This is a genomic window from Flavobacterium salmonis, from assembly GCF_903819435.1.
GTDB lineage: Bacteria > Bacteroidota > Bacteroidia > Flavobacteriales > Flavobacteriaceae > Flavobacterium > Flavobacterium chungangense.
Genome location: NZ_CAIJDP010000062.1, coordinates 226,834 through 239,341, shown reverse-complemented (window position 1 = coordinate 239,341; position 12,508 = coordinate 226,834). Strand labels below are relative to the sequence as shown.

The window sequence follows — 12,508 nt, the reverse complement described above, 5'->3', positions numbered from 1 at the left end:
AACGAATGAATCTCTGGACTAATTTTTACTTATGGAATCAAAAAAAAATAACAATTTTTAAGATTCTTTATTTAGAATTAATATAAATAATATTTATATTTGTTTGAATAAAGGATTTATAGATGAAAGATATTGAACAGATATACCATAATAACTTTGGAGTTGCCTTTTACTGGAAAAAGGAAAACAAAACGATATTAGATAAAGTACAATTGGTTTTTAGAGAGACCGGATTTTATCTTTCTGTTGCCGAATTGAATCAGTTTTGTGATTTGATTGACGACAGTCTTATTGAAAATACTTGCTGTGAATCCTGTCAGCTAAAAAACAGCTGCCATAAATTTTTACTCAAAACCCCTCTGCCACAAGTAGATTTAGCAGTTTCGATGAAAGAAATAAAATCAATAAAGGACTTGGTCGAAGGAACTTTATTTCGATTAGATCTGGATGAATATGTATATGGGGCAGGCTTAAATTAAGAAGTATCATTTTTTTAACAGTTATTTTTTTACAATTTAAATATATTTATTTAAAAAAAGTAAATTTAAATTATAAAGAAAGCACGTATTGTTTTTACCATTTTTATTTTCGGCATATTTTTAACAGGTTGCAAAAATGAATCGGACGATTATACAGAGCCTCGCGGAACAGATTATGCAAGCTCTGAAAGTTGTGTTCAGTGTCATCAAAAGCAACACCAAACAGCTATTCACAGTGGTCATTTTAAAGCCTCATTACCTGCTACTAAAGAAAACATTCTAGGATATTTTGCAAATGGCAAAAATACTTTTGTGTATGACAAGAATACTAAAGTAGTCATGGAGGAGCGTAATGATTCCTTTTATCAGGTATTATACAAAAGCGGTAAAGAAATTAAAGCATATCCCTTTGACGTTATTTTCGGGTTCAAACATGCACAAACCAGCGGTTACTGGAAAAACCACCGATTTTATGAGCTACCGATTTCTTATTATAAATCTATAAACAACTGGGCAACAAGTCCTAATTATTCAGCCACCAAACCTGATTTTAACAGAAAAATAATAAAAGAATGTTTTGCATGTCACAGCTCCAATATCGCAAGCAAATATGTGACTACAGCCAGCACCGAAACCTATACTTTTATGGGGATGGAAGTCGATGACTTTATGAACAAAAACACTTTACTTTACGGAATAGATTGCGAACGTTGCCATGGACCGGCAAAAAAACATGTTCAGACGCATTTAAAATTTCCTGATTTAAAGAAAACTAAAAATATGGTATCTTTTAGAAATCTAAACAGGCAGCAAAGAATAGATGCTTGCGGACTATGCCATTCAGGTGGTGATCACACTAAACTAAAATCAAGATTTCAATTTAAACCCGGAGAAAGTCTTTCTGATTATTTTAAAGAGAACCAACGCTCAAAAGACACTTTAAATTATGATGTCCATGGTAATCAATTAGGTTTGCTTTCTCGAAGCAAATGTTTTCAGAAAAGCCAGACTATGGATTGTATTACCTGCCATAATCCTCATCAGGACTCACCGAAAAGCTACATGTCTTATTCTAAAATTTGTATGAGCTGTCATCAAAACGCACAACACAATGCTGTAACCCTAAAAACAATCTCAAAATTGAGGTTAACGAATAATTGTGTGGAATGTCATATGCCAAAACAAGATTCAAAAGCAATTCATTTTCAGCAATCAAATAGTTCAGCTGTTACCAGTTACTCGTTAAGAACACACAAAATAGCTATTTATGCGGCAGCTAAAAAATAATTATTTCTCAAACTTTTGAAGTTCAAATTTTTCACCATCAAAAACACCATAGGTAAAATAGCCAATCCAATCGCCTAAATTTACATATTCAGAGTCTTTACCAACCGGAATAATCATAGGTAGGTGACGGTGTCCGAAGATGAAATAATTATAATGTTTGGTTTCGAGTTTACGTTTGGCGTACAAAACCAGCCATTCGTTCTCTTCACCTAAAAACTTAACATCATCATCTCCGGAAATCAATTTGTTTTTAACTGATAAATATTGCGCCAAACGCACACCAACATCAGGATGCAGCCAACGGAAAAACCATTTAGAAAACGGATTTGTAAAGACCTTTTTCATTCGCTTATAGCCTTTGTCTCCGGGACCTTTTCCGTCGCCGTGACCAATTAAGAAAGTCTTTCCGTTAAAGGTAAATTCTTTATTATCATGATAAACCGGAATATTCAATTCGGTTTCAAAATAATCATTCATCCATAAATCATGGTTTCCAACAAAGAAAAAAATTGGGATTCCGCTATCACGAATTTCGGCCAGCTTTCCAAGAATACGAACAAACCCTTTTGGAACAACCATTTTATATTCGAACCAAAAATCGAATAAATCACCTAATAAAAAAATAGCTTCTGCATCTTCTTTTACCTCATCAAGCCACGCTACAAATTTCTTTTCACGAGGCAAACTCAATTCAGGAGTCGGCGCTCCAAAATGCTGGTCAGAAGCAAAATATATTTTTTTCATTTAGATTTTAGATTGTTAGATCTTAGACTTCTTAGATTTTATAATTCAGTCCTATTTTCATTCTGAACGAAGTCGAAGGGTTGGAATTTGGAAATTAAGAATTGGAATTTTAAAGATTATCAGAAGCGTACCATTCTGCAAATGAAGAGTCGGTTTCCTGAAGTTTTAGTGAGAAAAGTTTAATTCCTGAAGGTAATCTTGCTACAATTCTGGCTGCAAAATCAATTACCATATTTTCACTGGTTGGCTGATAATCGACAAGAATTACATGATGCCCACGATTTTTCAGTTCGTTTGCCAATTCGATATGTGGGGTAGTTTCGTTAAATACAGTGGCATGGTCAAACTGATCGACAATTTCTTCTTTTACAATTTTCTTTAGATCCGAAAAATCGATTACCATTCCGAATTTTACATTTGACCGGTCTGTAATTGGCGAACCAATAACCGTTACCGATAATTTATAACTGTGTCCGTGAACGTTTTTACATTTTCCGTCGTAGCCGTATAAAGCGTGTCCGGTTTCGAAGCTAAATTGTTTTGTAATTCTGATATTACTCATCGGTTGTTTTTTCTGCAAATTTAGCAAATACAAGCGAGAAAAAGTCTTTTAATAGAAAAAGGTCTTATTTAGGGTTTTAGCCCTGATGGTCGAATTGCTCTTGCAATTACCTTTTGTGCCGGGGTTCGGCACAAAAGATATAGCAGACAGCAGGAAATTGCTTCTGAAAAAACTACTTCTTAAATTGCAATAAAGCCTTTTTCGTAAAATCTGACAAAACCAGTTTTCCGGTAATTTTAGCACGCTCGATTAGAATGGATTCCCATTGCTCTGTACCTTCCCAAATAATTTTCTTCATTTCGAATAAAGCCTCAGGATTGTATGAACTTAGTTTTTGAGCAAAATTTTGAACTTCTGTATCCAGATCTTCCGCGTTATGAAGCGACGCAAAAAGTCCGTTTTGTAAGGCCCAGCTTGCCGGTTTCCATTCGTGTGCAGCCAAAGTCATTTCGGTCATTGCTGTTTTTCCAATTTTACGGGAAACGGCCGGTTCAATCACAAACGGGCCAATTCCGATAGCTAATTCCGAAAGTTTCACAGCACTTTCCGGCGTTGCCAGAACATAATCGCAGGTGGCAATAATTCCGACACCACCCCCTACGGCTTTTCCCTGAACACGGCCAATAATAAGTTTTGTACAATTTCGCATTGCATTGAGCAAATGAGCAAAACCGGAGAAAAATTCGGTTCCCTGTTCTTCATTTTGTACGGTCAGAAGTTCGTCAAAGGAGGCGCCTGAACAAAATACTTTCGAACCTTCGCTTTGCAGGACAATTACAGCAATGGTTTCGTTTCTGCTTAACAAATTAATTTCGGCTGTCAATCGATCCAATAATTCACGTGGAAAAGAATTGCTTGCCGGGTGTCCAAACTGAATGGTTGCTACCTTATTTTGAAAGGAAGTTTCTAAACTTCCATTGCTATTTTCTGAACTCATAAAATTAGTTTTAAAAGTAAAGTTACGGTTTTGAAAAATATTTTGCCTGAAACTCTCTTAAATTTGTTTTTTGAAAATTAATTGACTTTATTTGCTTTCGCTATGGGGGATTAGCTCATTTGGCTAGAGCGCTTGCCTGGCAGGCAAGAGGTGGTCGGTTCGAATCCGATATTCTCCACAAAAAAACCGTATTACTCGACTGTAGTACGGTTTTTTACTTTTAAGAAAATCATCTTTCGCTAACATTGTCAAAATCCGGTTCGTCTTCATCCGCTTTTTTAAAGTCATTATTTAAAAGTTCCATTAATTTCTTTTTCTCTTTTTGATTTTTTTTACTTATAAACACAATCAAAACAAAAACGACTACTGCTACAATACCTAAAACTATCCAATTGATTTCCATTACTTTAATTTTTAAATAAAAATAATGTTTTTAAAACTTCATTATATTACCTAAAGGTTAAACATTATAATTGTGTTAAACTGTTTTTTGTTGCCTTTTATATCTGGGCAATTATAATTAAATTGCTATCAAAGATTAAAAGTACAAATTGTATTTTGACTGCATAAATTAATCGTCATGGATTCTGATAAATTTATTTTTTGCCTTGAAGGCGTTTCAGATATAGAAAACAACACGGCTACTGAAGTGGTTAAAAGTCTTGAAAAAATGGCTTTTAATCAGGGTATTTCGAGCATTTATAAAACTTGTGACACGATCGAAGGACTTGAAGAAAGCCTGAATACTTTGTTATATGACGACCATAATTTTAAAGATTACGAAATAATCTATCTCGTGATGAAAGGCGAACCCAACAATATTTGCCTTCATGACTACTATTATAGTTTAGAAGAAATTGCCGAAATCTTCGAAGGAAAAATGAAGGGGAAGATTCTACATTTTGCCAATTCAAAAATACTGGATTTAAACGAAGAGGAAGCGCAATATTTTTTGGATATTACCGGCGCAAGAGCTATTTCCGGCTACGGAACAGAGTCTAATAAATTTACCAGTACCGGTTCTGTCGACAAAGCTTTTTTTAAATTATGCCAGGAAGAAGACGATCTTATTGAAATTGTAGAGACTCTTTACGAAAAGCATTACGATCTTTGTAAACTACTCGATTTTAGAATGTATTATTAACTATTTAGGAGCAGTTTATTTAAGTTTTCAAATAGAAATTTTGTCCTGCTGTCCGCTATATCTTTTTCTGTCTAAAAAAGCCATAAAAAGGATACCGCTCCCATCAGGGCTAAGTTAGAGATTCTCGATTTTTCAAGAAACTTTAGACATTTACAATAAAAAAGCCCCAAATAGTGTCTAACTTTTTGGGGGCAGTTCATTTACGAGAGCTTTCAATTATATTGTTTCAAATTCAAACCTAAGCCTGATCATCAGTTGTAGCTTCCGGAGCATTAGTTTTTACAGAGGCAATACCGTTATCTCTGGCTGCAATGCTTTCGTACATTTCGCTTGCGCCGATGATTTGACCGTTTGATGCTTTTAAATTAAAATACGGTTTTCCGCTTGATGACTCTTTTTTATCATACTTTGAATCATCCTGCGAATTCGTTTTTACAGATTCTATTCCGTTTAAACAAGCTGCCTTTGTTGAATAACCTTCGCTTGTTAAAATGGTCTGACCGTTGCCGGCCTTTAGATTAAATTGAAATTCTCCGTTGGCTCTCTTGGTAATTACAAATTTTCCCATGCTGATTTTTTTGGTTTAAGTTTAGAAATATTCTTATTGTACTTCTATAAAATTACAAAACTTAGAAATAGGATTTTATGGTTTCCCATAAATTATTGAATTTATAAACTACTTTAGTAAAATACCTAAACGAATCGATCCGTAAAAATAACCTGTATTGGTATTGTGAACAGGATCTTTTAATTCTCTTCCACGATAAATAAAGGAGTAAGATAAATTAAGATTATTATAACGATACTTAAAACCTGCCTCAGCATTAAAACGCAAGGGTTCCAAATCAAAAGTCAAGGGGCTTGAGTCATTAAACATACTGCCCTGAATCGTGGCATCATAAAACTGATAATTCACGCTTGGAATTGCATAAAAATAAAACTCCCGAATAGTATACTGTGGTTCAAAACTTACTGATGCATCATGCAAATTAGAATCGTAAACCGGCAGTAGCTTCTTAAAACCAAACCGGGCTAAAAATCCCGTAGAAACCCCTGTAAAAATAGTCCCCAAATTCGCTTCTGACTGAAAATGAAAATCTATAAAATCATTATGCTTACCGGCGAATAATTTTTTAGAATATACAATATGTGCTTGTACAGCCAAAGCATTATGGAGTTGATTTTCCCAGCCATACACTTTTTTATACCCTATGATATGATGAAAACTTTTTTGTGTTTCTTCACCAAAAGCATTAGGTCCCATATAGCCCAGCTGAAAATCTGTTTTTAAAACTGATTCACTTTGATAAAAAAAGCTGCGTCCAACTTCTGCAAAAAGATACCCCGTAAAAGGCCGATCATTTATCGTAACCGCTTCCTCATTAATAAATCTAGGATTATAAATGTATTGCCCGATTCTGAGTTCAGTAATTTTTTTATTGATTTTCTCATTACTGTTTTTTGACAAAAAACGATAAAAAAGTTCCAGTCCATTGGTATAATACATGTCATTTTTAGACGAAGTATACAAATCGTTATCTGTAATAAGCCCAATTTCTTTTGTTTTTCCTTGCCCAAAAGTTAAGGATGTACCCATTATCAGGAATGCAAAAAAAGCTTTTTTACTTCCCATCATAATTGATTTTTCCAACGGCACGCATCTCACGAACAATTCTTTCTTTTCTTCTAACAATATAACTTGATGAACCTGTCGCTTTAAATTTTCTCGGATTTGGAAGAATTGCTGCAATTCCTGCAGCCTGCATTGGTGTTAAGCTTGAGGCATCACGGCGGTACCAATATTCTGTTGCTGCATAAGCTCCATAAACTCCATCTCCCATTTCGATACTGTTCAGATAAACCTCCATGATACGTTCTTTGCCCCAGATGAGTTCAATTAGAACTGTAAAATAAGCTTCCAGACCTTTACGAAAATAACTCTTTCCCTGCCAAAGAAAAACGTTTTTGGCTGTTTGCTGTGAAATAGTACTTCCTCCACGAATTCTACGGCCACGTTCATTGCTTTTATATGCCTTTTGAAGTGCCTTAAAATCGAATCCGTTGTGATACAAAAAAGTTCCGTCTTCACTGGCGATCACTGCTTTTTGAAGATTCTTCGAAATTTTTTCAATTGGTTCCCAATTATGATCAAAATACACTTCTTTATCTGCCATTTTATTTTCAATTACCCGGATTACCATAAGTGGTGTAAAGAACACCGGGACATATTTGAAAATAACAACTGACGCAATCGAAACCCCGAAAAACCATAAAGCAGCTTTGATGAAAAACCATTTTATTTTTTGCACTAAATTACGATTTGACTTTTTAGAAACCGGTTTAGATTTACCTGTGGTTGCTTTTTTTTGTATTGGTTTTTTGGTTGCCATTATATTGAATTCTATTTATTAATTGCACCATCCAAACTAGAGCTTACAATTATTTTTTTATCACTTTAAAAATTTCTTTCTTTTCTTCACTTTTTAAAACAATTAAATACAAACCAGCTGAAAATCGTTTAAAATCGACCGATATTTTTGAATCTGAATATTTATTCTCAAAAAGCAATTGTCCGTTTACATCATAAACTTCTAAATTCGAAATTATTGAATTACTTTCTATATTTAAAATATTTTCTACTGGATTTGGATAATATTTAAAATCTGTCGTTATATTTTTATCAACCGATAAACTTTCAACCGTTTTAGCAAAGCTAAGATTGTCTAAATAGGCATTATCACCTAAATAAGATTTTCCGATATGCTGCAGTGAAATTCTAATTTCTGAACCTACATACGGAGTTAAGTCAAACAAATATTTTTCAAAATTATCTCCACTATTTTTTTCGGGTTTTATTATTTCACCTAAAACGTTACCGTTTACAACAACCCTAAACATCGATTCGGTATTACTGTTAACAAAAGTCTGTTTCAACATAAAACTCATAAACAAGGAAGTAGCTTTTGTAGCATCTACTTTTGTGTTAACTTTTGTAATGCTCCTTTGGTTTAATTCCCAAACCGAAACTGAATTTTCTGCTGTTTTCCCGGAAACAGAGTTATTTGAAGCAGTTACCCACTCATCAGAACTGCTATTCCCTTTCATCACAACAATTTTATTATTGATGGATTGACTATCAGATTCAACATCGATATAAGAATTTGTAGTCTCTTCTAAAATTACATCATCTGAAATTTCATTTTGAAAATCATAAAAAGTTAATGCTTTATTTCCATCTACAGCTGCTTTATACCCCTCCTTTAATTCAAATTTATCTGCCACTAAATTAGGAGCACCGGAGTTTGAAAAATTCATCAAAAAACTGTAATCACCAGAAATCATAGGAGTAAAGTAATAGGAAAGATCAGTATAATTATATTCTGTAAGTCTACCTGAGCCCGATGTTGATATATTTGTCTCCATATTGTAGTCGTTCTGTCCTCTACCCACAGAAAGACCGACTCCTTGCGTTCTGTATTCGTAACTATTTCTGGCTTTTAAACTAAATTTATATGTTGTGCCGGCAGTCAGAAAAAACATTGGCGTCATCAATTCTGTGCGATGACTCCCTCTTATATGCAAATAACTTGTATCATCATATCCGGTACGTATATAATCTGGGCCATAACTGTAATAATTATCTGAAACAGCAGTCTTTTCTAAGGTCAGATCTCCATACAAGAGCTTAAAGCAGTCCGGCAATACATTTGCCCCATAATTTTCTAAATTGCTAAAGTTTTCCATCCACGGCAGTGATTTACCTTTGCAGGTAGTTTCAATTTTCTTTGGTCCCACCACAATCGAATTTCCAGAATCACAAACTGTTTTTAGATAAAACTGATAGGAAGTTCCTTCTTCTAAATTAGAAATCTTAATTTCATTTGTATTGGCAACAGCAATTTTACCTGTTCCGGGAATAAAACCTGTCAGGCCATATTCTATCTCGACCTTTTCTGATGTTTTATTTTTAGAAGTCCAGTTTATTTGCAATGATTCACTATTTATATTTGAAAACACAACATCAACAGGATCCTTGCATGACAAAGTCTGATCGTAATAAATATCGTCAATTAAAACCCGATTGGTTCCTTGAAATTCTAAATTCTCGGCTACAAATAGAAAAGCGATTTGTTTATTAGCTCCTTTGTATTCAGAAAAATCAACGTTTATCTCTTTTCCGTATACAGGGAGATTTCGTAATTCTTCTAATGAAATATATTGATACGGTTCAAAAGTACTTATATCAATAGGGTTCTTAATAGTTCCAATAATCAAGTTAGCAAATTTCAAATCGGCAGCAGTTATTTGCTGATTAAGCCAAAATTTAATTTTTTTATTTTGATCAAAATCATCTAAATAAGGCGATACCAAAAGTGCAGTTTCCTCATTGTTTTGAAGATAAAAGACATTTGGTCCGCTATTTATATTTGGTAAATAATATTCGTAGAGCTGAGTATCAAGAAAACTATTTTTAGTCCAGCAAAAATTAGGAATTTCATTAGACAGCGGATATTGATCAAAATTCTCAATAAACGGCGCTTTTTCTGTGCATCCAATTTTAAAGGTATAACGATCTGACCATTCACTTACTATTGCTTTTTCGCAATATGCCCGCACCCGATAGTCGTAGATTCCTGGCGCTAAACCTGTCAAATTATAAGGGTTAGTATTTACATTGACAAGAGTTCCCTGACCATCTGCAAAACCTTTTGGTCCATATTCTATATCCCAGCTTTCTGATGCTTTTTTTGTATTATTATCTCTCCAATCCAAAGAAGCGCTATCAGATCCTGATTGTCTGGCACCTAATAGTCCTGATCTTGGGCATTCATTTTGAACATATTCAAAATCATCAATATAAAAGTAATCCAATCGCTGATTTTTGGAACTATGTTTGAAACCAACAAACTTATCTGTTCCGTAGTAATCTGAAAACTCTATTTCATATTTGATCCACTTATCATTATTTTCGACAGGAACAGTTAAAACCTTATAGGTCGTAAACGTATTATAATCTCTAGGATCAGCTAATGTACCAATGGTAACTTCTATTGGTTTTTTTGAAATTACTGCTCTGGTTTTTAACCAAAAAACAATTTTTTTATAGTGGTCAAGATCTTTCAGCCTTGGTGATACTAATACAACACGGTCAGCATCCTCACCTGTACCAGCCGGAAAAGGATCATCTGTTTCGTTGGTCACACAAATAGATTTGGTATCACTATGTATCAAAGTTCCCGCATTCCCCTTTATTTCAGAAATGTAGCGATTTTTATTATACCATCTTTGATTAAAGTATGGTACTATTCTGGTCCAGCATCCTGTCTTTTCAAAAGAAACATTTTCAAAACCGTCAGTGTAACCGGCCGTAAAACCTTCACAATTTGTTCTAAAGTATCCCCTATCTGACCATGGGCTGTAATTACTCCCACATTTAGAACGCACATAAAAGTCATAATCAGTTCCCCCTAATATCGATTCTGTAATTTTAAAAGGATAACCCGTTGCCGTAACAATTGTTCCTTTTCCATGCTCAAAACCTTTTGGTCCATATTCGACCTGCCATTCTGAGGCTGGTTTATAGTTATCCCATTTTACTATTGCAAAATCATATCCAAAATCGACTGTCGCTGGGTTTAGGGGTTCATTACAAGAAGGAGCTTTCTCATATATAAAATCATCAATATTAAATTGTGATTTACCTTCATTATTATACCTAATTGCAATGTAATGATGATTATTGCTTTTTATATAATTATCTAAATAAACGGTATGCTCTTTCCATTCTGAAGATTTGTTATCATTTTGAAGCTCATTCATTTCTGAAGGCAAAATCGACTTTAAGGCTACAAATGTTGAGGCATCTTTAGGGTCAGACATTGTCCCAATTGTAAGACTTGTACGGTTATATGTTTCCTCACTACTATAAGTTATCAAACTAAATTTTATTCTTTTATCAGCATCTAAATCTCCAATATATGGCGTTATAAGATAAGCTTTGTCTACATTTAAAGTCCCTACAAAATTCGACATTCTAATGCTTGCCTCACCTGTTTTAGCTATAAGTTTTGGTGTTTCGCCCAGATTTTCCATGCTAGATCTTACTAAGCAATTATTTTCAATTGTACTCCAGCAGGGATCAACATATTTTGCACCTTCAAACGAAGTACTGTAATATGTGGAAATTACTGTACAAGGAGTTTTAAAACTAATCGTTTTTGTCCAGTTAGAATATAAATCATCAATACAATGAGCCCTTACTTTAATTTCATAATCTGTATTCCCAATTAAATTTGTTAAAGTATAAGAACTGCCCTGGAACTTTACAATTTCGGTCGTACGACGAACAACATTGGTTAAACTAATTTCATAATCATTTTGATTTTGAGAATCAAAATTTATCTGAGCCGAATTCTGTTCTACATTTGTCAGCGAAAAATTAGTCAGATCATAACAATTCGAAGCCGTTTCGTAGCTAAAATCATCAATACTTATATCCTCATTGGCACCATAATATTTTCTTTTAAATAAAAACACAATATATTGATCATCGCCCTTATAATTATTAAAATAAACTGTTTTCTGATTCCAGCCATAGCCCTGTGTAGTTTCTGGACGTGAAAGCAAATGAAAAGTACTTAGATCATTTGGGTTTGTCATTGTTCCAACGAGCAATTCGCTGTCACTACCATAGCCATAAGTCCAAAATTTTATTTTTCGGTCAGTTGCCAAATCATTAAATTTTGGAGATACTAAAGCTATTTCAGAACCAGTAGCATAATTATAATTTGTCATGCTCATTGAAAATCCTGGTTTATTACTCTCACTATGATTGTCCTGGCTCGGATAGATTCCTGCAGTGCTGGAAGAATTTTTATAAATTAATCCCCTCCATTCTAATTTTGTTTCACTTTGAGTATCAAAATTTGTAGTATATCCTACCGAAAAAACTTTATCACTTGTTGGAAAAATTGTTTTTGCTGCAGACCAATCTGTCCACACAAGATTATTGTTGGTTAAATATCTTTGTCTGACTCTAAAATCATAGCCATATAAAGGATTTACGGTAAATCTATAAAAGTGAATCCCTGAAACACTTCTAACGGTGCCTTGTCCGGATTTAAAACCAATTGGACCGTATTCAAATTGCCATTCATAAGTTGACATAAAGTCATAATCATTAAATGTAACCTCAACATCTCCGGTATAAGAAACGGTAACACTAAAATTAGGTTCTGCAATTTTGGTTTCGGCAATTGGGTTTGCTCGTAAAAAAAGTAGGTTAAAAATAGAAAAAAGAACAACAAGTGTAGTTTTTTGCATGTTTGGGATTTTTTTTAGTTAGTGGTTTCGTT

11 protein-coding genes and 1 tRNA gene are annotated in these 12,508 nt (G+C 33.9%); 4 read left to right on the top strand and 8 right to left on the bottom strand.

All coding sequences use genetic code 11. From position 1 onward, the window contains the following. The first annotated feature begins 122 nt into the window (after window positions 1-122). Complete coding sequence (locus FLACHUCJ7_RS08435) at window positions 123-479, top strand: hypothetical protein (protein WP_180908583.1); 357 nt, start codon at window positions 123-125, stop codon at window positions 477-479. A gap of 312 nt (window positions 480-791) precedes the next feature. After that, complete coding sequence (locus FLACHUCJ7_RS08430) at window positions 792-1,766, top strand: cytochrome c3 family protein (RefSeq protein WP_223255512.1); 975 nt, start codon at window positions 792-794, stop codon at window positions 1,764-1,766. Here FLACHUCJ7_RS08430 and FLACHUCJ7_RS08425 read toward each other — a convergent pair whose 3' ends face one another. The 3 genes from FLACHUCJ7_RS08425 to FLACHUCJ7_RS08415 all read right to left on the bottom strand — a co-directional run bounded on the left by FLACHUCJ7_RS08425 (window position 1,767) and on the right by FLACHUCJ7_RS08415 (window position 4,009). Then, complete coding sequence (locus FLACHUCJ7_RS08425) at window positions 1,767-2,510, bottom strand: UDP-2,3-diacylglucosamine diphosphatase (protein ID WP_078229163.1); 744 nt, start codon at window positions 2,508-2,510, stop codon at window positions 1,767-1,769. Between the two features lie 109 nt (window positions 2,511-2,619). After that, on the bottom strand, window positions 2,620-3,072 hold the full coding sequence (locus FLACHUCJ7_RS08420; RefSeq protein WP_031455188.1) for a 6-pyruvoyl trahydropterin synthase family protein: 453 nt from the start codon (window positions 3,070-3,072) through the stop codon (window positions 2,620-2,622). Window positions 3,073-3,244: 172 nt separating this feature from the next. After that, window positions 3,245-4,009, bottom strand: coding sequence for an enoyl-CoA hydratase/isomerase family protein (locus FLACHUCJ7_RS08415; protein WP_078229162.1), 765 nt, complete (start codon window positions 4,007-4,009; stop codon window positions 3,245-3,247). Between the two features lie 104 nt (window positions 4,010-4,113). On the opposite strand from FLACHUCJ7_RS08415, the gene FLACHUCJ7_RS08410 reads away from it, so the two are divergent. Continuing rightward, a tRNA-Ala gene (locus FLACHUCJ7_RS08410) sits at window positions 4,114-4,187 on the top strand. Window positions 4,188-4,238: 51 nt separating this feature from the next. On the opposite strand, the gene FLACHUCJ7_RS08405 is transcribed toward FLACHUCJ7_RS08410, so the two are convergent. Beyond that, on the bottom strand, window positions 4,239-4,412 hold the full coding sequence (locus FLACHUCJ7_RS08405) for a hypothetical protein (RefSeq protein ID WP_180908582.1): 174 nt from the start codon (window positions 4,410-4,412) through the stop codon (window positions 4,239-4,241). 177 nt (window positions 4,413-4,589) lie between these two features. Between FLACHUCJ7_RS08405 and FLACHUCJ7_RS08400 the strand changes: the two genes are divergently transcribed. Further along, complete coding sequence (locus tag FLACHUCJ7_RS08400) at window positions 4,590-5,153, top strand: DUF6642 family protein (protein WP_031455186.1); 564 nt, start codon at window positions 4,590-4,592, stop codon at window positions 5,151-5,153. Between the two features lie 238 nt (window positions 5,154-5,391). On the opposite strand, the gene FLACHUCJ7_RS08395 is transcribed toward FLACHUCJ7_RS08400, so the two are convergent. The 4 genes from FLACHUCJ7_RS08395 to FLACHUCJ7_RS08380 all read right to left on the bottom strand — a co-directional run bounded on the left by FLACHUCJ7_RS08395 (window position 5,392) and on the right by FLACHUCJ7_RS08380 (window position 12,476). Continuing rightward, window positions 5,392-5,721 carry a YegP family protein gene (locus FLACHUCJ7_RS08395; RefSeq protein ID WP_031455185.1) on the bottom strand — a complete coding sequence of 110 codons (330 nt, stop codon included), beginning with the start codon at window positions 5,719-5,721 and terminating at the stop codon, window positions 5,392-5,394. A 108-nt stretch (window positions 5,722-5,829) separates the two neighbouring features. Beyond that, window positions 5,830-6,789: a lipid A deacylase LpxR family protein gene (locus FLACHUCJ7_RS08390; RefSeq protein ID WP_230408805.1), complete on the bottom strand. Its 960-nt coding sequence runs from the start codon at window positions 6,787-6,789 to the stop codon at window positions 5,830-5,832. Continuing rightward, on the bottom strand, window positions 6,776-7,543 hold the full coding sequence (gene mtgA / locus FLACHUCJ7_RS08385; protein WP_180908581.1) for a monofunctional biosynthetic peptidoglycan transglycosylase: 768 nt from the start codon (window positions 7,541-7,543) through the stop codon (window positions 6,776-6,778). Before mtgA ends, FLACHUCJ7_RS08390 begins: the two co-directional genes overlap by 14 nt. Window positions 7,544-7,592: 49 nt before the next feature. Next, window positions 7,593-12,476 (bottom strand): T9SS-dependent choice-of-anchor J family protein, encoded by a 4,884-nt coding sequence (locus FLACHUCJ7_RS08380; protein WP_180908580.1) that lies wholly within the window; start codon window positions 12,474-12,476, stop codon window positions 7,593-7,595. Between the last annotated feature and the right edge of the window lie 32 nt (window positions 12,477-12,508).

What these genes read in the sequence shown, in the direction of transcription:
- FLACHUCJ7_RS08380 (WP_180908580.1), bottom strand. Translation starts at nt 12,476, where the DNA reads ATGCAAAAAACTACACTTGTTGTTCTTTTTTCTATTTTTAACCTACTT.
- FLACHUCJ7_RS08395 (WP_031455185.1), bottom strand. Translation starts at nt 5,721, where the DNA reads ATGGGAAAATTTGTAATTACCAAGAGAGCCAACGGAGAATTTCAATTT.
- FLACHUCJ7_RS08390 (WP_230408805.1), bottom strand. Translation starts at nt 6,789, where the DNA reads ATGATGGGAAGTAAAAAAGCTTTTTTTGCATTCCTGATAATGGGTACA.
- FLACHUCJ7_RS08425 (WP_078229163.1), bottom strand. Translation starts at nt 2,510, where the DNA reads ATGAAAAAAATATATTTTGCTTCTGACCAGCATTTTGGAGCGCCGACT.
- FLACHUCJ7_RS08415 (WP_078229162.1), bottom strand. Translation starts at nt 4,009, where the DNA reads ATGAGTTCAGAAAATAGCAATGGAAGTTTAGAAACTTCCTTTCAAAAT.
- mtgA (WP_180908581.1), bottom strand. Translation starts at nt 7,543, where the DNA reads ATGGCAACCAAAAAACCAATACAAAAAAAAGCAACCACAGGTAAATCT.
- FLACHUCJ7_RS08420 (WP_031455188.1), bottom strand. Translation starts at nt 3,072, where the DNA reads ATGAGTAATATCAGAATTACAAAACAATTTAGCTTCGAAACCGGACAC.
- FLACHUCJ7_RS08400 (WP_031455186.1), top strand. Translation starts at nt 4,590, where the DNA reads ATGGATTCTGATAAATTTATTTTTTGCCTTGAAGGCGTTTCAGATATA.
- FLACHUCJ7_RS08405 (WP_180908582.1), bottom strand. Translation starts at nt 4,412, where the DNA reads ATGGAAATCAATTGGATAGTTTTAGGTATTGTAGCAGTAGTCGTTTTT.
- FLACHUCJ7_RS08435 (WP_180908583.1), top strand. Translation starts at nt 123, where the DNA reads ATGAAAGATATTGAACAGATATACCATAATAACTTTGGAGTTGCCTTT.